The organism is Cedecea neteri, assembly GCF_000758305.1.
Lineage (GTDB): Bacteria > Pseudomonadota > Gammaproteobacteria > Enterobacterales > Enterobacteriaceae > Cedecea > Cedecea neteri_C.
This window is the reverse complement of sequence record NZ_CP009458.1, coordinates 3,937,148-3,958,678: the sequence shown is the minus strand read 5'-3', so window position 1 is coordinate 3,958,678 and position 21,531 is coordinate 3,937,148. Positions and strand designations below refer to the sequence as shown.

Annotated in this window: 12 protein-coding genes and 2 pseudogenes; 8 read left to right on the top strand and 6 right to left on the bottom strand. The window is 46.9% G+C overall.

Features of this window, described 5'->3' with window-relative positions; all coding sequences use genetic code 11:
- Positions 1-244: 244 nt before the first annotated feature.
- The 7 genes and pseudogenes from LH23_RS18390 to LH23_RS24455 form a co-directional block, all read left to right on the top strand.
- On the top strand, positions 245-1,651 hold the full coding sequence (locus tag LH23_RS18390; RefSeq protein WP_039294301.1) for a Wadjet anti-phage system protein JetA family protein: 1,407 nt from the start codon (positions 245-247) through the stop codon (positions 1,649-1,651).
- Positions 1,641-2,312, top strand: coding sequence for a DUF4194 domain-containing protein (locus tag LH23_RS18385; RefSeq protein WP_039294299.1), 672 nt, complete (start codon positions 1,641-1,643; stop codon positions 2,310-2,312). Before LH23_RS18390 ends, LH23_RS18385 begins: the two co-directional genes overlap by 11 nt.
- Positions 2,296-5,808 (top strand): SbcC/MukB-like Walker B domain-containing protein, encoded by a 3,513-nt coding sequence (locus LH23_RS18380; RefSeq protein WP_071842748.1) that lies wholly within the window; start codon positions 2,296-2,298, stop codon positions 5,806-5,808. Before LH23_RS18385 ends, LH23_RS18380 begins: the two co-directional genes overlap by 17 nt.
- A gap of 1 nt (position 5,809) precedes the next feature.
- On the top strand, positions 5,810-7,048 hold the full coding sequence (locus LH23_RS18375) for a Wadjet anti-phage system protein JetD domain-containing protein (protein WP_159868352.1): 1,239 nt from the start codon (positions 5,810-5,812) through the stop codon (positions 7,046-7,048).
- A gap of 114 nt (positions 7,049-7,162) precedes the next feature.
- Positions 7,163-8,271 (top strand): IS3 family transposase gene (locus LH23_RS18365; RefSeq protein WP_374733224.1). Its coding sequence is split into 2 segments (ribosomal slippage): positions 7,163-7,424 and positions 7,424-8,271, totalling 1,110 coding nucleotides; the frame shifts between segments, so codons are not numbered across the junction.
- Positions 8,272-8,544: 273 nt separating this feature from the next.
- Positions 8,545-9,522: a hypothetical protein gene (locus LH23_RS18360; RefSeq protein ID WP_039294290.1), complete on the top strand. Its 978-nt coding sequence runs from the start codon at positions 8,545-8,547 to the stop codon at positions 9,520-9,522.
- Between the two features lie 387 nt (positions 9,523-9,909).
- Positions 9,910-9,987, top strand: a pseudogene (locus tag LH23_RS24455) (hypothetical protein); the annotation flags it as partial.
- 234 nt (positions 9,988-10,221) lie between these two features.
- Here LH23_RS24455 and LH23_RS18355 read toward each other — a convergent pair.
- Positions 10,222-12,621 (bottom strand): adenosine/AMP deaminase, encoded by a 2,400-nt coding sequence (locus LH23_RS18355; protein ID WP_039294275.1) that lies wholly within the window; start codon positions 12,619-12,621, stop codon positions 10,222-10,224.
- 23 nt (positions 12,622-12,644) lie between these two features.
- Positions 12,645-15,482: a hypothetical protein gene (locus tag LH23_RS18350; RefSeq protein ID WP_052050337.1), complete on the bottom strand. Its 2,838-nt coding sequence runs from the start codon at positions 15,480-15,482 to the stop codon at positions 12,645-12,647.
- A 919-nt stretch (positions 15,483-16,401) separates the two neighbouring features.
- On the opposite strand from LH23_RS18350, the pseudogene LH23_RS24330 reads away from it, so the two are divergent.
- Positions 16,402-16,512 (top strand): annotated as a pseudogene (locus LH23_RS24330) (HNH endonuclease); the annotation flags it as partial.
- 396 nt (positions 16,513-16,908) lie between these two features.
- On the opposite strand, the gene LH23_RS18340 reads toward LH23_RS24330, so the two are convergent.
- From LH23_RS18340 to pth, 4 genes are all read right to left on the bottom strand, one after another.
- A protein-coding gene (locus LH23_RS18340; RefSeq protein ID WP_374733224.1) for an IS3 family transposase occupies positions 16,909-18,017 on the bottom strand; the annotation gives its coding sequence in 2 pieces (ribosomal slippage) (positions 16,909-17,756 and positions 17,756-18,017; 1,110 coding nt in all).
- A 146-nt stretch (positions 18,018-18,163) separates the two neighbouring features.
- The gene (locus LH23_RS18330) at positions 18,164-19,339 is read right to left on the bottom strand and encodes a tyrosine-type recombinase/integrase (protein WP_039294268.1); all 1,176 of its coding nucleotides are present in this window, start codon (positions 19,337-19,339) and stop codon (positions 18,164-18,166) included.
- A 214-nt stretch (positions 19,340-19,553) separates the two neighbouring features.
- A complete protein-coding gene (gene ychF, locus LH23_RS18325; protein WP_039294265.1) occupies positions 19,554-20,648 on the bottom strand; it encodes a redox-regulated ATPase YchF in 1,095 nt (364 codons plus the stop codon).
- A gap of 138 nt (positions 20,649-20,786) precedes the next feature.
- Positions 20,787-21,371: an aminoacyl-tRNA hydrolase gene (gene pth, locus LH23_RS18320; protein ID WP_008454164.1), complete on the bottom strand. Its 585-nt coding sequence runs from the start codon at positions 21,369-21,371 to the stop codon at positions 20,787-20,789.
- Positions 21,372-21,531 lie beyond the last annotated feature (160 nt).

Genomic DNA, 21,531 nt, shown 5'->3' with positions numbered 1-21,531 from the left:
TACTGGCTAAATCCGTTACGGAGACTGTTTGCGTGTCTGATGCGATCGCGGGTTTCATGTACTGTGAGTACTGCATATAGTGGCCCTTCTAATATCTTAAATGTGCAGACATCCGAAAGTATAAGTTGGCACTGTATAAATATCTACTACCATCACTTAATAATGGGGTGTATAAAATATACATATAGCTATATTGTACTTTCAGGTGAACTCAAAAAGTAACGAAAGAGCGTAGGACGATTCCGTGAGCTTTAACACACTCAATACCAATCTGTTTAAACCGATCTCGGGCGAGAATGGACGATCGATGCTTGCGTTATTAGTCGATCTCGATACTTTCTTGGATCCGACACAACTGGTAGATGAACCTACGCCGCAACAGGTACGGGTCTTTCTACGAGACTATATCGCCAATAAGAATTTGAGCCTTGAGATAGCGTCGGTTGAGTCAACGATAGGAAATCCCGCTCTGGAACATTATGTCTATAACCGGTTGCGAGATACGGGGTGGATTCGAGAAGAGCAGGAGAGCGGGTATCGATACGTCGTCTGGATGGCGCAAGATGCTCGTAGGCTGTTGAACTTCCTTGGCAATATGAGTGCTGAGCATCCCTCGTTAGGTGTGGTGTGTCTGGCGGTACGCTCGAACCTTTCTGAAGTGGTTAAAGACCCAACCAACGGATCGTTAGTGCGCAAAGCGGCTGATGACATGGAGGATTTCTTAAATCGACTCAGAGCTCTCGTGGGCAATATCCGCGAAATCCACCATGCAATTAGCGGTGGTTCCGTCCAAGGTAGTGGCCATTTCACTTTTTACTTTGAAGAATACTTGGCCGAACTCTTTCTACCCAATATTGAGAAACTCTCCCTGAAAGGAAACCCCAACCTTCATGCCAGTAAAATTCGTAAGCTAGTTAGCGATATCCGTTTCAGCTCAGAGCGCCTGGAAGCATGCGCTAGAGCCTATAAGCGTGATGATATTTCTAATCCTTCGGTTCAGCTTGTGGAAGCAGATCTAGATCGATTGAGCAAAGCGTTTGACGGAATTGCTCCACTGTTCAAGAAAACGCAGGACTATGCTCGTCGTATAACCCGGCAGATGTATGAGAAGATCAAGTATACCGTGCATACCCCAAGTAATATGGGGCAACAGATTCAGGCGCTGCTTGAGCGCATCGGGAGTGAAGCCTTGTTAGGCTCATTACCTAGCCCGTTGATAGGTGAAGAACTCCTTGCTGATTGCCGGTTGGCCACACCCAAGGCAAAGTCAATACTGCCTGTTCCGACGGTGCGCAGACAGCCAAAACCGTTGTGGGAAAAACGGGCATACAACCAGCTCAAGCAAGAACATATCAGTTTCCAGAAATGCGACCCTACACGTGTTGCCAACTTCATTGAATCGAATCTTGGAGAGCGAGTACAGATGACCACGGATGATCTTAGGATCGATACCGCTGATGACATGATGGCAGCGCTTCATTTGCGCCTTTTGGCACAAGGCATATCGAAAACTCATCCACTTTTTTCTCTGCAGTCCATGTACTGCGTTGAGTTCGATGAAGGGGAGTGGACGGACCTTAAACAGATGGCCGGTCGTCGCATCATAATTCGTCGGATCGTCACTATGGAGAAACGCACACATGACCAGTGAAATTGTGCTCAGAGAGTTGAAAGATATCGAGGCCAAGACATCTGCTGACTATGCCGATAGCTTACGTAACACGGCAGCATACCTACTGCAGAAGCAATGGGTATGGAAGGGTAAACGCGGCCAAAAAGAGCACTTCAAGTTGTGTGAGGATAATCTGGCTTATTTTAACAAGCTTTTTGATGGGTTGGATATGGGGTGGTACTACGATCGTAACTTCGGTTATGCGGGGATTTTACCGCGTGGTTCTGGTAAGCAACTGGATATCACCTCTACGCTGTTCCTGCTCATTCTACGGAAAATGTATGACGCTGAAGCGTCGATGGGACGTACGGAGCTTGGGTGTGTAACACCGCCAACGGTCGAGCTTCTTAATCAGTACGAACATGTCAGGGGGGAGATGCCCCCCATAACAGAAACCAATAATGCCCTGGAGAACCTAAGGAAGAAGGGAATTATTGAACTCGGAATTAAAGACCCCGATACCAAACTCCACGAGTTGACCGTTCTCCCTAATATTACCCGTGTGGTCGATCAAACCTATGTGGGCATGCTTAACCGCTTTATGGATAGTTACACACCTGAATCTGCGTTTGGCGAAGCGGTTTTCGAAGGAACTGATGATCTTGAGACACTGGAGGTCTACGATGACAGTGCAGAATAACCCCATACAAGCACATATTCTTCATAATGTGGTGTTGGCGCAGTGGTATCTGTTTGAACTGGAGACGATCCATCTCAATGCTCCAGCCACGCTAGTATCAGGCGAAAACGGAGCGGGAAAAACAACGATTTTTGATGCGATCCAGTTTGTTCTGATGGGGGGGGATCAACGTAAAACCCGCTACAACTCTGCCTCTGAAACCAAAACCTCTGGGCGTTCTGCGCGTAGTTATGCGCTGGGCGAGTTCAAAGAAAACGATGCAAAGAGTTGCCAACGTGAGAATGCCAATACTTACATTTTCTTAAACTGGTACGATAATCATCAATGTCCTTATGCTTTTGGACTGTCTGTTTATGCCAACAGTCAGTCACCAAACATTGAGACCCGCGGGCATATCATTAAAGGCCGCCACATTACTGAAGCTGATTTACTGTCCGGGGATGACGCCTTTCTACCATGGCGTGACTTTGTTGACCGCATGAAACAGGATGCCAAAGAGCGTCATGGTGCGATGAGCTATGAGTTGCTTGACAGTGCGCGGACGATACGTGAAAAAATGGCTGAGGCGATGTCGGTTAATCAGACGCGCAGCGCCAAAATTGAACCTGATTTATTGGTTAAGACATTATCAAATGCGTTACAACTGAAAATGGACAGCCCGATTGATCCATTTATCAGGGACTTCATTCTTCCTCCCGACCTCATTGAAACCTATCAATTGCGCGAAGATCTTCTTGAGCACCAGCGTATTGAGGCGGAAATCGCACGTGCCGAGAGCCACAAAAATGCGCGCGAGTTACTGATTGCCGAAGCGAAGAAGCTTACTCGGCATTACGCCAATGCCCACCATGCTCTTTGGGTTTCGCAAGAGGCCGATACTGTTCGGCTCAACGAAGAACTTGGCCGCACAGAAGATGCTCAAATAGCTGCGCAAGAGCGCCAGACAGCAGCTAAACGCACCATTGACAGAGAAGAGCCACGACTGCCGGAGCTGAAACAATGTCGTGATGATGCCCTGATCGCGTGGCAAAATTCTGATGCTGCAAGTCTGAGTAGAGCCGTTGATGCCGCAAAAAGCGCCGTTTCTAAATCCACAAACAGTCTTACCAACCGAATATTTTCACTGCAAAATGCTGTGCGTGAAGTTATCCGTCAACGATTTCCTGACACGCTGGGTATCCAGAGTTTCGAGCTATTAGCCCGGCACTGGGCGACATCCGTGGACATTCTCAATCGGGCAGGCATTGAGAGCCTCTCAGCATCGGAACATGAGAATACGCTTAAGGTAACCGATAAACTTAAAAGCGCAAAAAAATTACTGGACGAGATAGCTGAACGTATAGAGGTGGCTGATAAAAATGTGAGCCACGACTTAACACAAACCATGCATGAATGTAAGGCCTTGCAGGTGCGTATTGAACGGCTGAGAAAGGGACTTTCGGACATCAATCCGGCGACGGCTAAGGTCATCGAATTACTCAAACAAGAGAGAATAGAATCCATGCCCGTCTGTGACCTCTGTGAGATCGCTGATAGAGACTGGCAAGAAGCAGTGGAGTCGTACTTGGGTCCGAATCGCGAAGCACTGGTGGTGAGTGTACGTGATTTTGACCATGCATTGGAAGTGTACGAAGTTGCACAGAAGCGAGAGCCGCAACTCAAACGAGTACGCATGATTAACCCTGGTCATGCTTTAGCCGCCAACAAAGCGCCCACTGAAAGAATGGTTTCAAAGCTGATCGAAACCAGCGATCCGATCGCTCGTGGTTTTATGAACATCATTCTGGATAGAACTAAGATGGCGGCAACGCGCGATGAACTACGAAGAGAGCGCAAAGCGCTAATGGCATCAGGCCTTGCGACCGGTAGTGGAACGGTGGGCGGTACCGCTCATATTCGCGGGTTATTGATGGGGAAACAGGCTAAAGCTGAGCAGCTTAAGCTCCTGGAGCATGAACGGGATGTGCTCGCACAACGGCTCTCTGGCGTTGAGAGATCAGCACAAACGCTGAGCAGGCTTAACCGCAACTGGGCTGGGCTATCTACATCTATTGTGGAGGGCTCATCGTCCGTACGGGAAAATAGTATCCGCCTGATGCAAGATAAAAAAGCATTGTCTGCCGCTCAGGAACAGTTGAAACCGCTGACATCAAAAGATGAACAGCTCAAAGTCGCAAAGGCGCAGGCTGACGACAATTATGAAGCATGTAATACGGCGATCATCAATGCCACGGCCGAACAAAAGAACGCTATTGCAACGTTAAATAGCTTGAACACCGAGATTGAAAGCCTCTCAAAAAATAGGGACGAGGCAGAACGAATCCGCAGTGAAACAGAAAAATCTCCTATACACAATACCGCCAAAGCAGATGAATACTGGCAAACTTATGAGCAGAAGTTTGGGGGCGAAGAAGGATGCTATTCCCTGATTCGAAACAAAGCCCAGAATGAGGCTCAGGTTGAACGGGAGAAGGCGCTCAATACACGTGGAGATCTGTATTACAAGGTCGTTAGATTCACGACAGACTTTGCAGAGGATATAGCGAATCGTCAGGCGCTTCTTGAAGCCGCAAAAACTGATAACGTGAATACAGAGGCGTACCACTTTATTGAGGCAGATTGTACGGAATGGGTTGAGCGTATCCTGGCAGCACAGCTTTTAGTGCATCGTCAGGCGGCCCGGGAAGCTGCTGAACAGATGGAAAAAAACTTTCGAGGCATCATAGTAGGGGAGCTTCAAAGCCGCTTTGAGCAGATGAGATATACCTTCAATCAACTCAATAACTTGCTTAAGAAAGTCCCGTTTCACGACCACATCTACAGCTTCCACTTCAAGGTTCGCGAGATAGAGAGCTTGCGCACCGTCTACGAGTACATTACGACTGCAGATAGAGAAGAGACCGAGTTAGTTGGGACAATGTTCGAAACAGTATCAGAACATCCTGCTATAGACCTGTTGAAAGAGGCATTGCTCAGTGGTGACGATCTAATTAATGAGATCAGTGATTATCGCAGTTTCTTCACCTATGACATGAAGATGCGTAACCCTGACACCGGGACTGAGCGCAGCGTGGCAGATATGCAAAGCACAGGTTCAGGCGGAGAGCAACAAACACCAGCGTATATTGCGCTGGCTGCGAGTTTTATGAACGTTTACAAGATTAGTGGTCATTCAGATCGAGGGGCGTCTTTGGTACTCCTTGATGAAGCGTTCAATAACATGGATGGTGGCAATGCGAGCGCAGCAGTGGCCTTTCTTAAAGAAATCGGGTTGCAATTACTGATTGCTGCCCCGCCAGAAGTGACCCTGAAAATTGGTAAAGAGATGGAGCAAATTTATACCATTTGCCGTGAGGACAGAGATGTGGTGATTGACCACACGCAGATTTTCGAAGCAGGGCAGGAGCTTATAGACCAACGTAATCCAGTTTACCATCCAGAGCTTGTGGCTGAACGCGCTGCTGAATTGAAAGCTAAAGCCGAGATGGTTGAATGATATGAACTCTTATGTTGAGAAGTTCATCAATCAATTGATCAAGAAGATAGATAAACCAGAAGGTGTGGAACTTGAGTGCAGGATACGTATCACAGATCACGCCTATCGTTGGTACTTCGCCCTCAATAATAGTACCAAAACGGCGCTGCATAAGACGTTGGAATCCATTGCATACTTGAATATCCACTATCAGCGTAAAGTCGCGCTGGGAGCGTTTAAACATATTGAGTATATCGAGATCGTTGATGGCTACAGATTAATGGATAGTCAGGGAGTTATACCACAGGCTGATGAAATCAAAGTTTCATTTCGGCATTTAGAGACAACGGTGTTCAATGTACCTTGGTGGGATAATACGAAGCTGGAGATTGCCAAGGAATGGTCGAGCAACAAGACGTTTTGTGGTGTGAATCGCAACCAGGCAGACCGACTTTTTGATGCAATGAAAGTTATTGAGTGGATCGTTCAACTACCTGTCTCTGAGAATGTTCCCGATATTCGGACCCTCAGTGCCATGTTGTATGGCAACTCCAAGAAGTTAGAATGTAAGAGCTTTTCCGGTCTTATTCGAAAGTTGATGTTGCCGCATATTGACGATGATGTTGTGGATTTGCTTGACGATGGGGTTAAGCTGCTGGAGTATTTTGGGATTAGTAAATACCCAATACCAATGCGTTTCAAAGCCAATGGGTTGTTGCATTGCAGGGGGATTATCGATTTATCTGCACTCCACTACGGAATCGGTGTTTCCCCGGATGAAGTCAAAGGCATTGTGTGGGGACAACGGCCACCCTATGTGCTTTTCATTGAAAATCGTGCTAGTTTCGAGCGGTATGTGCGCGAAATTGATGATTTGGGTGTGATTATTTACACCGCCGGCTTCCCGCCGCGCTCTTGGGTACATGTAATAGAGATCATTATCGCTGAACTGCGTATGGAGATACCGATTTACCATTGGGGTGATCGAGATGCCGGTGGCTATCGTATTCTTGCATTTTTGGCGAAGCGACTTGATATTGATATTCAGCCATATCTGATGGGGGTGGGGGCTGAAGCATTGACTCAGGCTGATGATGAGCTCGTTGATAAACCTGTAGTCGAATTAATGCAGGCGCTGGAGTCAGCAAAGCACTATCCAGCTATTTTAGCGCTTTATAGAGATCTAGCGAAACTCCAAATTAAGAATCTACCTTGGATCGAGCAGGAGCAGATAGCCCCTGTTAGCCCTCGGAAATATTGAAAGTTCTCCCTATTCGTTGATATTTCATGTCCTTATGACCCTGACCCGAAATCCTGCTCCATTCAGAAACAGAATTCCGGCATGATCTACACTCCCTGAACGGAGGTGGTGCCGATGAAAAAATCACGATTCACCGAAGAACAGATTGTTTTTGCCCTGAAGCAGGCTGAACTGGGGACGTCCGTGCCGGACGTCTGTCGCAAACTGGGCATCTCCGATGCCACGTTCTATACGTGGCGCAAGAAATACGGCGGGATTTCTCCTTCGGAGCTGAAGCACATGCGGCAGCTTGAGGAAGAGAATCTCAGGCTGAAGAAGCTGGTTGCCGATCTGAGCCTCGACAAGGCCATGCTGCAGGATGTACTGGCAAAAAAGACCTGACGCTGGCGCGTCTGCGTGAATGGGTCCGGGACTTGCAGGCACGCTACGGGGCCAGCGAGCGGCAGGTCTGTTTTGCGCTACGGATCAGCCGCAGCTCTTTCCGCTATCGTTCTGTGGCAGCAGACGACAGTGCGCTACGCCTGCGTATCAGGGAGATCACCGAAACCCGGGTCCACTATGGCTACCGCCGGGTTCACGTCATGCTCAGGCGGGAGGGCTGGCGGGATAATCATAAACGCATTTACCGGCTCTACAGTGAGCAGGGGTTGTCCCTGCGTCTCAAACGCCCGCGCCGGAATAAATCGGCACAGCGTCGGCAGCCCCAGCCTCAGGGGTTGTATCCGAATCATATCTGGGGCATGGACTTTGTCTCTGACGCCTTATTTGACGGGCGTCGGTTACGTCTGCTGACGGTAATTGATCTCTACACCCGCGAATGTCTGGGGATCTGCGTGGGCCAGAATCTGCGCTCAACGGAGGTCGCAGAGATGCTGAACACCATTGCGCTCAGACGGTCCTTACCACAATTACTGAAAACCGATAATGGCTCTGAATTTGCAGGGAAAATGCTGGACAAATGGGTATATGAACGAGGGATCCGTATAGACTTCTCACGCCCGGGAACACCGACGGACAATGCCACTGTGGAGTCGTTTAATGGCAGGCTGCGGCAGGAATGTCTGAACGAGAACTGGTTCATGTCCCTGGAGGATGCACGGTGCAAAATCGAGGCCTGGCGCATACACTATAACCAGAGACGTCCCCATTCTGCGCTGGGCTGGATGACGCCATCTGAATTTGCCGAGAAGTCTGTCGGTTGCAAGAATATGCAGCCAACATGAGGCCGGTTATTCCTGATTATGACTGGAGCATATTCGGGGTCAGGGTCACTTATGTTGGGATCTCAAAATTGCGTGGAACTAAAAGGGGGGTGCTTACAATAGCACTTCAAAAGGATATGCCTACCTCCAATACTCATTTGCAAATGATGATGTGTGTCAGGCGGAGATTGAGGGAGTGAAAAAGAGCTCCTTGTAACTAATTGTGCGAAAAGCCTCATGAACTGGCGCTTTTACTGATGCTATAATTAAAAGTATTGTGTTTATGGAGGGGTTATGAATTCACGCGATGAACCTGGTTCGTTTGGTTTGCCTGAAGGAGAGAAGGGCGAAATAATTTCCATGATAAATTTTGGTGAGTTTATGGAGGTTTACACAGAAGAATCTACATATAAACTCATGACTCCAGATAGTATTGATCCTGAGAGAGAACATCAAAATGTGCCTTGGATATACACTAAAGTTTCTGATTTTGGAGCATCTAACCCCTTGGTTGCTAATACAGTAATTCTAACTGATGAATTTTTACGGCAACTTTACTCCAATGAAGATAGTAACCGCATCCAAATCATTGGTAAGGCCAGAGACATTAAAAATGTTCTGTTGAATTATTTGCTGTCTTTGCAGTCTTTAATAGATAATTCAAATATTGAAATCAATAAATTTATTGATAATGAAAATGTCATGAACGGCAAGGCTCATGCTTACTTCCCTCAGCTAAAAGGTCTTGATGGATATGCAACGGATTTTTTAATTTCAGCTAAGCGATGCATTCAGGAAGTTTCTGTGATGGTGAATTTTTTCTTACCATTAAAGAGCAAGCATGGGCGAATTGATAGGTTGTTACAGGATGTAAAGACAAATCACCAGGATGCGACAATGCTAATTAATGTTCTAAACGAGCACTTACCGATGTGTGAGCATATATATAGCCTTAGAAATGCTCAGGAACACGCCGCCACAACTGATACTCCATTGATAGTTAATAACTTTAAATTTGAAAATGGAAACGAATTAAATCCTCCCAAATGGGGGTTAAAAGGACAGGGATTTAAGTGTGTTTATGAAGAAGCAAATGAAATACTTTGGTTTCTGATTACATTCTTCGAAGAAGTATTTTTGTCATGTGTGACGTTGGCTTTCCCTACATTCCCAAAATATGAAATAGTTTTTAATAAAAATCCAGTGAAAGAGAACCCGGTGCGCTACAGTCTCCATTTATCACTTCCAGATGAATTTATTAATAAAGAGTAGAAATACGCTTCTTAAGGAAACTTATAATGTAGTTGGGCATACTAATTTCTATAGCATGTATCTGTTGTTAACTAATGCAGCTTATGCCCATCACTTTGGTGTAAGCCGCCAGACCGTCTATGACTGGGTGGTGAAGGGGGAGGCAGTGATCTCCAGTAGCAAGATTGACGTTGAAGCTACTAAACAAATGCAACATGGCAACGACCGTTCTGGGGGCAATGGCTAGCTTGTCCTGTCTACCTCACAGGTGATTGAATGGATTCATACCAGTCAAGATAAGTTGACTGCGCACAAAGCCAAGATGAAGCGAAACAACTGCTGGAATCCGCCCCCACGAATTCACGGAAATCTCAAAAGGTTCGTGGAACTAAAATAGGTCTATTTACAAAACATCTAGAACTCATGAACGTTCTATGTAAAATTGAGAAACTTGGTGCGTTGGAGAAAATGCGTAAAGCGCGGCGGTTGGTGCTGATGTGTTGCCGATAGTAAAAGAAGGGTAACGGTATAAATGCTGGATCTTCTGATCCAGTATTTATAGTTTTGGATATTTTTTGTTTTTAAAGTTTTATTATTAGCCTGACCATTGTTTTGTATGTATATTGATCATTTATCTACTACTAATAAGTATTGTCTTGCTTGATAGACAGAAATAGTTTTGACAAAGTGCTATATCTCCAAACCCTCGATGTATGAGCGCTACCTGATATCGTGAAAGCGATAAATTCGTCCATTCTCGTTCACCTCCGCAACCTTTCCCAAAGCCTCCGCTGGAGACAAACCGAACTTTCTAGTTAACACAACGAACAGATGATAGCACTCGGATTTCAAATCCGCTGCGAAGATCCCCGGATCATCAGATCCTAGACAAATAGACATAGGGACATCACCGTTAATCACCTCATTCGGCAAGCCCATCCAGCGAAAGATATGATGTTCGCTGACATCTCGATACTGACTGATACGGGTGTTGCTGGTCGGAGGGCACTCAATCGCAATGTTTCGGCCTGCCATTTTTGCCATCACAGCTTGTTGTAATGCAACAACCGCCTCATTTGGCAAATATTCTAGAGCAACTTCAACATATTCTGCACGCTGCTTTCGCACATTGTCAGATGTAAGCCATTGCTTATACAACTTTAGTGGCCTTTTCATTCCTGCATTTTTAGCCAACTCTCTAGCATGTTCGAACTCTTCCAACCAGAGGGATTGGGGTTTTAACGGCCCATCCAATTCATCCAGCAGACCTTCGGATTCAGCCAACACCCCCCGCAACTCAAACACCTGGTCAAGGGTGGTAATCGAGATTTCTTCTTCCAGTTCAAACACCTCTTGGGCCAAACGAACCGCTTTAATCTCAGCATCACTGGCGCAACAAAGCAGTTCCGGATGACTTCGAAGTTCCCGCCAGATAAACACCAAATCGAGCAATCGCGTCTCTTTAGTCATGGACAAAAACGATGGTAAAGAGCGTTTCCAGATGTCAGGCGTGATACCAATAGCCGTGCAGTGACCAAGACGGTCGCCATTACGCAGCGGCAAAAACCTCAAGGCATCATCAATTGATCGAATACCACTGATCAGATGCGGAAAGTCCTCGCCAACATGATAGGTAAAATGAGCAATTCCGGATTTGGCTAGCACTCGGAACAAGGGGCCAAACAACTCTGGTGGCGCGTGCATCTCATTAGCAGCGGCATCAACTCCTCGAATCCAGCGTGTCAGACGCGGTTCATACTTTAGCATGTCCATCAGGATAGCTGCTTGATTCTTCAAATCCTTGAATAGCAACGCGTAGGGATAGACTTCATCCTTTTTGGACTTTTTCTTGATGAAGTGCGGCACCAGCGCCAGCTCGGCACATTTACTGTCAGGCTTAACCTGCTCAAGATTATCGAGCACCTGAGTGATATTTAGTGGCTGGGAATGCTCCCAGTCAACGGTCATTTGACCTTTAAGGTACTCCCAGTACCCACGCAAAACGCTAAAGAGCAGTTTTTGCATTTTGCTGAGATCGCTCTTCGGGGCAAAACGTCCTTCCAGATAGCGCACCTGAGAATACATGCCGGTACCATGTGCATGTTTGAAACGAGACAAATAAGATTTCTCGGTTTCTTCTCTCAACTCCGTCATGGTGTATTTCTGGAATTGATCAAAACCGAAAAAATCGTCTCGCTGAACCAGCAGGGTTAAATACTGATTCTGAATCAGCAGGTAAATCCAAAGCAGTCGTTCCAATCCTTCTGGCGCACCATACCGCCATTTTTCCAACAACCCAGTTAGCCAGCAAAATTCAGACTCCTGACTGTATTTGTCGTCTGTTGGCCAAACCGTCGCAAACCCATACTCCTTGTCCTGATGCAGAACTGTGTTATCCGCCAACTGCAGAGGGTGTTGCAATGACGTCATCCACTCAGGCAATTCCATGCCCTGAGCTACCCGACAAAGAATTTCTCGAATATTGCAGGCTATCTGCAAACGGTCCCTGAATACGGCCGGCGTCAGGGAGGGATCAATCTGGGCACAGAGTTGTTTCGTCTCTTGAGAACCCCATCCCTTCTCGAAATCTCTGACGGTTACTTCAGGGTGCTTGAGTGCATCAAGCCAACACTCTTCCGCACTGGTACTGCCATTCAGATGTTGGTGAGTTTCGTGCAGGCGTTCACGGGTAATGTAGTCCTCAACTGCCGGGTGATAAGGGTACAAAGGCCAGCGAAAACGATATTCCCGGCTGGCAGGCTCAGGGTTATATACCTGATGACATGCCATAACCGGCAGGCACGAGACTCGGCTCATGAGAGTTTGCCATTCCGAGAACAAAGTAAGATCGGTTTTGGGGCCATCTTTCTCGTTTTTAACAAATTTTTCAGCGATCAAGCGTAAAGCAGCAATTGGGCCGAGTTTCATGTTTCGCTGTTTAAGTTTCTGTATCAACGATGACCAAGCCGATTTAGCTACATGATCAGGCAAACTACGCGTTTGTTCGTATTGAGCAAGGAACACGGATGTCTCCACCCTGTCATCAAGTGATTCCTCATTTAATGCAGTTACACTCAGACGATGCAACAATGCTGTTGAATTAAGAAGAAATCTTTCCATTTCTAATCCTTATACGGAGGTCATCATTTTTCGCCAGCATTATCATTCGAAGAAGCGGTACTACTTCCATCGTCTGATCTAGAGTTAGCGTAATTTGCTCCTGCGATTGTGGCTGCATTAAGTGATATTATTGTTTTACCGAAATTTTTCAGATCAATATTTTCATTTGGTTCATCATTTTTAAATAAATCGCTAAATTCATTTTCAGATAACAAATCACTATTGGTTATATCAGAATCGATTATTTCTGAAATAAGTTTGCGAAAACTTTCCTCTTTTGCATAGGGTTTTTTCGACCCATTAACCCCACCCAAAGGAAAGATGAATGGGTGGAGAATAGGGCAGTTAATCAACAAGTAAAATAAAGGATGATTCTCACTCCATGATTCATTGTTTTGTTGCAGATAATTTTTTATCGATTTTAGCTTTTTCTCAAATTCATCAACCGAAGTAACTGGATTTAATCTTAAACCTTCACCAAGATATTCTTCCTGATTTACAGAGTGATATAAACTTTCTTCAACTAAAACTGCATGTAGAAAAGCTAATACATTAAAACGCATAATCTTTGCAGCATTTGATTGGCTGGCTTTTCGTCCAGTATGTGAGTTGTTATCGATTCTGATTTTATGTTGGTCCACCACATTATTCAGATTGAAATAGAACCGAGTCCATACTTTACCAATCAATAGCCCTGATGGGCGGATTGATGGCTCAATTAGTTCCACTTTTCCAAGCCAATTCTCAAGGCTTTTTATAGCACCAGGAAATTGCGCCTGGACTTCTTGACTATCTGCATTTCCTTTTAGGTCATCATTAGTATCAGTTTCAAAATCTGAAGATGGAATAACATTATCAGTGCTTTTATTCGATCCTTTCATTTCTGCACGAGCAGCAGCATCACTCCATGGAGGAACGATACATGTTGGCTGTGCTATAGCTTTATTAAACGCATTAGCAAAGGCAGTATTTCCACTATGGCATGCAGAGATATCAGCAATAGCACCAATCAGATTAAAAATACTACTGAAATCCATGAGATTACTTGAAGCAACTGAACTCAATGAAGCTGCCATTGCAGCTTTTGCTAAGCCGTTCTCAGTATCAATGTTAAATGTTTTGTATCCCTTAGGCATGTTTCGGCGTGATTTACGGTTTAACTGTACCATGCCAAGAAAAATGCCAACCTTTTCATCATTGGGGTTGTTTGCAACCACAGCGCAACATCGGTTAGCCCAATGGGACGCACTTTCATTTCTACCCACAGACATATAGGCTAGATATTCACTAACAAGCTGTTCATATTTGTCACTATCATTGCCAGCATGCTCCAGCCCGGCCACAAATTGGTTGAATATGCTGACGGAGCCACAACCAATCAAAAGAATTTGTAGGAATTTAGACAGACTTCCTTGAGAGTTTTCACTTACCTGAGAAGCTAAGTAAACAGAACAGTTTCTTAACGCTTCACTCTCAGACTGAGGCCGCAAGTAAAATCCAGTATTAAAATCACGATCCCGTTTTACATAGGTAAATATATCCTTGCATAGTGAATCCATGCCAAAACGATGTTGTTCATAATTTAAGCCCACACGATAAATGCTACTAAGCATCGCTCCATACAAAGAATTTCTTAGTAAATGCGGAATTGATGGTTCACCTTCATTTTTATTATATTTGACATAATATTTTTTGGTATAGAAATCTTGTAGTACCTGCATTAATAAACGAACTGGCTGTTTCAGTAGTTCATTCACGTACATATCTGCATCCGAGCCTTCTCGCAGATTCAGTCCTTCCATAACAGCACTTCCAATAGCATTACGAACTTCTATAGCATCTTTATCGCTCATATTAAGTTCAGTCTTAACCTTAATATTTTCTTCACCGCCCCCTTCCTTTTCGCCGACTAGTTGTAGCATTGTTTTCAACTGCATACGTTTCTGAACAGGGAATAGTTTCAACAAATACTGTTGTTCAAGGTGCTCCACCATATAGCTTCGTTCGTCTAAGCGGGCACTCTCTTTTTCCTGGTCGAGCAAAGTCTTGCCGTAGTTTTCATATTGCTTGCCGCGAATCAACTGGGAATAAAGGCGCAAGTCACCTGTAGCCACCACCACCAATTTCTGGCTATTAAAGAATTTGCGAATAGATTCAAGTACGTCCCAACCCGTATCAAACTGAGTATCGATATCATCAAACGAGATCAAAATGGCCTTGCAGCCTAGAATTTCACACGCACGTTCAACTAGCCGGTCAAATATCTCTGATAAATCCTGACCACCGATGGAGTAATCAAGTTGGGTGTCCAGTTTCAAAGCGTCACTGAAATATTCCGGCTTGTATTCCTTGTCGGTGAGCAGATGTAAACCACGCTGGAGCTGTCCAAGGTGACTCTGCCAATGTTCCTTTTGTTTTTTATGGTCATTCGACGACCAGCATCCTTTTAACTCGTCGGACACCATTTTGTTCAGACGGGCTGTCACCGTAACCAGAATGGGTTCATGACGCGGCAGTTTAGTGGGGTCAATAGTCGGAAGGCACTTAATGGTGATAATGGCATCATTTTCGTCACTGTTCAGGGATTTTACCACGCTATTGATAAAAGTGGTTTTACCGGCACCGCGAGTACCATCCACAAAGAACACATTGCGGCCTGATTCATCAATAAATCGGGAAACCCCTGACGTGTCGTTGGATTTGGGGAGCGAAATTGATCTTCGAATACTTTCAACCAGCTGATCACGTAATGCTTTCTGGATTAAATCGCCTTCTTTGGTGCTGCCCGGAAGATTGGGGGCGAACAAGTCGATGATGATTTCGTTCGTCTCTTTGTTTTTTTTCTGTGTGTTATCAGTCATATCCGTATTGATCCAGTCATTTTGTTTTTTTGCCAGTCTGTACACTAGAACTGGCGCTTTGAGTTTCCACTACATTGAATTCTCAATATTCTCCCCCTAAATCAGTTCACGGGGTCGTGAAGCGAAGGTAAAACTGACCACTTCATTCAATCCATCCGTGTGATTGATGGTTCGTTATATAGAGCTGGCATTAGCATGCACTGGAATTACGTATAACAATTTGTTAGATTCCTAAATGGGGCAATTAAACACCTTATTTGGGGATCTTTCATGCATTCTAAAGAATGCTGACTTCTGGTATAACTACCTGTTTTTATGATGGTATCATAATAATACCCAAAAGAGAGAACGAGAAAAAACGACGAAGTGTGAATCGCTATGATGATTGCAAGCGGTGCGGCATTCTAGGAACCTTTCGCCATTGAGCGATCCCTCAGTATGAATCTGAATTTAGGTAACATACCAACTGCGACTGACGTAATCTGTCAGTGTGTAGTGCTGTCAGTAAACATCAGTTATTCATTTCCGGACAACTCCAGCCTCTGGCGGACGAGGATGTTTTCAGTGACATGACGGCAACGTTGGCACTAAACGAAATCGTCAGCATCATGGCATATTCCCATTCTCCTCGGTGTACGGCCAGTGCGGGAATTCTGTCGGCAATGATGCTGATATCCTGCTGACGATTAATCAAGGCTTCTGCGCTTTGTCTTCTGATGGAGTTCGAACTGGCTGCGCATATTTTTCCCGTAACGAGCGCAGGTATTCATGATGGTGCTCCTGTAAACGGCAGTATTTGCCGAACAACTGTCACAGCCATTTTCATTACAGCCTTAGAGATGCAGAACGATGAGTTTTTTACCGGGTTGTTGCAAGGCCCGGCGGAACAGCGACTGCAGGACATTATCGTGCCTCTATCGAAGTACCCAACGGTCTGGCGCTTTTTGCGATTCACCATAAAGTGTTTGACCGTGGCTCGATTGACTTCGATGAAAATATGCGTGCGGCGGTTCCCGATGCGGTGAACGGCGATGATGGGCGAATTATGATGCTGTCTTCCATGCTTCTGACACGAGGCACACTAAGCCTTCTTCTTCGAACAGTTGCGGGGGCATCCATGGTGTGACATCTTCCTGACCTGAATAATGACGACACTATCGACTACAATTGTACATTACACGTTACATCGGTTAAATCTCGTTTAGTATCGACAGCAGTTGCGATTGTGCTGACTCTACATGTATCTGTCTGGTTAGACTTATGATGAATGGTCCATTTGACCCGCCCCCAGTATTAGATACAAGCATCAGTTAGTAATGTCGGTTTGTGACCCTGACCCCGAATATGCTCCAGTCATAATCAGGAATAACCGGCCTTGTGACCCTGACCCCGAATATGCTCCAGTCATAATCAGGAATAACCGGCCTCATGTTGGCTGCATATTCTTGCAACCGACAGACTTCTCGGCAAATTCAGATGGCGTCATCCAGCCCAGCGCAGAATGGGGACGTCTCTGGTTATAGTGTATGCGCCAGGCCTCGATTTTGCACCGTGCATCCTCCAGGGACATGAACCAGTTCTCGTTCAGACATTCCTGCCGCAGCCTGCCATTAAACGACTCCACAGTGGCATTGTCCGTCGGTGTTCCCGGGCGTGAGAAGTCTATACGGATCCCTCGTTCATATACCCATTTGTCCAGCATTTTCCCTGCAAATTCAGAGCCATTATCGGTTTTCAGTAATTGTGGTAAGGACCGTCTGAGCGCAATGGTGTTCAGCATCTCTGCGACCTCCGTTGAGCGCAGATTCTGGCCCACGCAGATCCCCAGACATTCGCGGGTGTAGAGATCAATTACCGTCAGCAGACGTAACCGACGCCCGTCAAATAAGGCGTCAGAGACAAAGTCCATGCCCCAGATATGATTCGGATACAACCCCTGAGGCTGGGGCTGCCGACGCTGTGCCGATTTATTCCGGCGCGGGCGTTTGAGACGCAGGGACAACCCCTGCTCACTGTAGAGCCGGTAAATGCGTTTATGATTATCCCGCCAGCCCTCCCGCCTGAGCATGACGTGAACCCGGCGGTAGCCATAGTGGACCCGGGTTTCGGTGATCTCCCTGATACGCAGGCGTAGCGCACTGTCGTCTGCTGCCACAGAACGATAGCGGAAAGAGCTGCGGCTGATCCGTAGCGCAAAACAGACCTGCCGCTCGCTGGCCCCGTAGCGTGCCTGCAAGTCCCGGACCCATTCACGCAGACGCGCCAGCGTCAGGTCTTTTTTGCCAGTACATCCTGCAGCATGGCCTTGTCGAGGCTCAGATCGGCAACCAGCTTCTTCAGCCTGAGATTCTCTTCCTCAAGCTGCCGCATGTGCTTCAGCTCCGAAGGAGAAATCCCGCCGTATTTCTTGCGCCACGTATAGAACGTGGCATCGGAGATGCCCAGTTTGCGACAGACGTCCGGCACGGACGTCCCCAGTTCAGCCTGCTTCAGGGCAAAAACAATCTGTTCTTCGGTGAATCGTGATTTTTTCATCGGCACCACCTCCGTTCAGGGAGTGTAGATCATGCCGGAATTCTGTTTCTGAATGGAGCAGGATTTCGGGTCAGGGTCACTCTTGGCACAAAAGTGGACCCTGAAGAATGAGTTCTATCCTCGTGGTTCACTAAGTGCAGTAAGTTCTACTCGAATCCTGCTACCCATTTGTCCAACATATCAGCCCATTCCTGCATCATCACTTTACGCTCATCAAGATAAGTTGCATGGTTGTATGTGCGACGAACATTGTTGATGTCAGCATGAGCAAGTTGAGCTTCAATAGCATCAGGTCGATAGCCCATTTCGTTTAAACGCGTACTTCCTGTAGTTCTGGTAGCATGGGGGCTATAAATGCCACTCCAACCGAGGCTTTTAAGTAGCTGGCGCAGAGAGTGCGATGTCATCGGGCCACGTGGGTTATCTCGGCCCGGGAAAAGGTGCTGCCGATGTCCGGTTAATCCTTGTAGCGTTCTAAGAGTTTTGACAGCTTGAGAGGGCAGGGGAATAACGTGTTCTCTGCGGGCTTTCATTCGCGCTGCTGGAATGGTCCACAGGGCGTTATCGAGATCGAATTCTGTCCATTCTGCTTCGGTGGCTTCTGCAGGACGCGCCAATGTCCACCACATAAGCCACATGCAATAGTTAACCTGATACGAGCCACGACTATTGTCAAAACAGCTTAATAACTTTCCGATTTGCTGAGGATTCAGTGCTTGTTTGTGCTGTGTCTTATTGGCCGGAAGGGCCTTACGCACAGACCAAACAGGATCACTATCAGCTCTAAGTGTCGCTACTGCCAACTCGAAAACTGATGAAATGGTTCGACGGGCTTCAGCGGCAACTGTCGGTGCTCCTCGTTTAGCAGTTTCCTGAAGAATTTTAAGAATGTGGTGTGGGGTGATCTCTCTGACAGGGAGCTTACCGATTGTGGGAAAAACCACTCGTTCAAGCATATCCAGTCGGCGCGTTTTGGTGATTTCGGCCCAGTCTTTCATCTGCAACCACTCTTTGGCCATTAGCTCAAAGGTGTTGGATGCGTCGTTGATCTTGCGAATCTTATCTAATTGACGAGCCTGTGTTGGGCTAACTCCATCCGCGACCTGCTTTCGCGCTTGCTCGCATTTCTCGCGAGCTTCGGCAAGTTTGACCGTCGGGTAATCACCTAGCGCAAACATGCTGGATTTACCGTTGAGTTTAAACCGATAGCGCCAGGCCTTTTTGCCATTGGGTTTCACTTCGAGGTAGAGACCGTTGAAATCATTAAGTCGATAGAGTTTTTCTTTCGGCTTGGCAGTGCGGCATTGCGTATCGGTGAGCATAACGGGGCCTTGTTTATTTATTATACCGTTATTGTACTCACTTAAAATGAAGATGGAAGAATGTTGTACTCATCCATGTACTCATTTTTGACAGCGCTCTTACGAGATGAGTTGAGACTCCATGAAATGAAAAATCCACGCAATTGCGTGGATTTTATAGTTTTTTGTGATTCTTATGAGATTCAGTGAAACCTCATGAGACAACAAATTTTATTTAGACGTTGAACAGGAAGTTCATCACGTCGCCATCTTTCACGACGTAGTCTTTGCCTTCGGCGCGCATTTTGCCGGCTTCTTTCGCGCCTTGCTCGCCTTTGTAGGTGATAAAGTCTTCATAGGCGATGGTTTGCGCACGGATGAAGCCTTTTTCGAAGTCGGTGTGGATTTTACCCGCCGCCTGTGGTGCTGTAGCGCCAACAGGGATGGTCCACGCGCGCACTTCTTTCACGCCGGCGGTGAAATAGGTTTGCAGATTCAGCAGCTCGTAGCCTGCGCGGATCACGCGGTTCAGCCCCGGCTCTTCCAGACCCAGCTCGTCCATGAACTCTTCGCGGTCGGCGTCGTCCAGCTCGGCGATGTCGGATTCAACGGCGGCGCAGACGGCAACCACAACGGAACCTTCACCAGCGGCAATTTCGCGGACTTTATCGAGGTACGGGTTGTTTTCAAAACCGTCTTCGTTAACGTTGGCGATGTACATGGTTGGCTTCAGGGTCAGGAAGCTCAGGTATTTGATCGCTGCCTTATCTTCTTCGGTCAGATTTTTCAGCGCGCGCAGCATACCGGCGTTTTCCAACTGCGGCAGGCATTTTTCCAGCGCGGCCAGCTCGGCTTTAGCGTCTTTGTCGCCGCCTTTGGCCTTCTTCTGCACGCGGTGAATTGCGCGCTCGCAGGTGTCCAGGTCAGACAGCGCCAGCTCGGTATTGATAACGTCGATATCGTCAGCCGGATCCACTTTATTGTTTACGTGGATAATGTTGTCGTTTTCGAAGCAGCGCACCACGTGGCCGATAGCTTCGGTTTCACGGATGTTGGTCAGGAACTGGTTGCCCAGGCCTTCACCTTTAGATGCGCCTTTTACCAGGCCGGCGATGTCCACGAATTCCATGGTGGTCGGCAGAATACGCTGCGGTTTAACGATTTCGGCCAGCTTGTCCAGACGCGGGTCCGGCATTGGCACCACGCCCGTGTTCGGCTCGATGGTACAGAACGGGAAGTTAGCCGCTTCGATACCTGCTTTGGTCAGGGCGTTGAACAGCGTGGATTTACCAACGTTCGGCAAGCCGACGATACCGCATTTGAATCCCATGGTTTAAATCACCTTAATTGCTTGATTATCAATGAATTTAACTGTTTTCATTGAAAAAATGTAGATAACTTTGCGCATTATACACTGAAACCGCCGCCAGCGGGCGTGGAAATCCTTTCCCGGTAAGGGGAAGGCCGGTTATTGTGCTTTAAAGGCGTGCAGACGATTGGTGGCTTTAGTCAGGCCCTCTTTTAGCCAGACTTCGGTGCAGCGCGCCGCTTCGTCCACCGCGTCGTCGATCAGCTTCTGTTCGCTGACCGGCGGTTTGCCGAGCACAAAGCCGACAACTTTGTTTTTATCGCCCGGATGGCCAATCCCCACGCGTAACCGGTGAAAGTTCGGGTTATTGCCGAGTTTGCTGATGATGTCTTTCAGGCCGTTGTGTCCGCCGTGTCCACCACCCAGTTTGAATTTAGCCACGCCCGGCGGCAGATCCAGTTCATCGTGTGCCACCAGAATTTCGTCCGGGGCAATGCGGAAGAAGGTGGCCATGGCGGCAACCGCTTTCCCGCTGAGATTCATAAACGTGGTCGGAACCAGCAGGCGAACATCTTCTCCACCCAGATTAATGCGGGCGGTATAGCCAAAGAATTTTGCTTCTTCTTTCAGCGACTGATTGTGGCGCTCGGCCAGTAAATCCACATACCAGGCCCCGGCATTATGGCGGGTCGCTGCATATTCAGCGCCTGGGTTGGCCAGGCCGACAATTAATTTAATGCTCACGTTTAAATTCCTGAAAACCGTTCACAGCCGCGTAGTTTACTGCGCGAGGGCGACGTTGACAAAGTCCAATCCCCCCGCCGACACATTCTTGAATAGTTGAGGATCTGAACCATTAGAATTTCAAGTAACTCAGGCGCTTATTTGTAAACTTTTGTAGGTC

What these genes read in the sequence shown, in the direction of transcription:
- LH23_RS18330 (WP_039294268.1), bottom strand. Translation starts at nt 19,339, where the DNA reads ATGCTCACCGATACGCAATGCCGCACTGCCAAGCCGAAAGAAAAACTC.
- LH23_RS18355 (WP_039294275.1), bottom strand. Translation starts at nt 12,621, where the DNA reads ATGGAAAGATTTCTTCTTAATTCAACAGCATTGTTGCATCGTCTGAGT.
- LH23_RS18375 (WP_159868352.1), top strand. Translation starts at nt 5,810, where the DNA reads ATGAACTCTTATGTTGAGAAGTTCATCAATCAATTGATCAAGAAGATA.
- LH23_RS18385 (WP_039294299.1), top strand. Translation starts at nt 1,641, where the DNA reads ATGACCAGTGAAATTGTGCTCAGAGAGTTGAAAGATATCGAGGCCAAG.
- LH23_RS18350 (WP_052050337.1), bottom strand. Translation starts at nt 15,482, where the DNA reads ATGACTGATAACACACAGAAAAAAAACAAAGAGACGAACGAAATCATC.
- LH23_RS18380 (WP_071842748.1), top strand. Translation starts at nt 2,296, where the DNA reads ATGACAGTGCAGAATAACCCCATACAAGCACATATTCTTCATAATGTG.
- LH23_RS18360 (WP_039294290.1), top strand. Translation starts at nt 8,545, where the DNA reads ATGAATTCACGCGATGAACCTGGTTCGTTTGGTTTGCCTGAAGGAGAG.
- ychF (WP_039294265.1), bottom strand. Translation starts at nt 20,648, where the DNA reads ATGGGATTCAAATGCGGTATCGTCGGCTTGCCGAACGTTGGTAAATCC.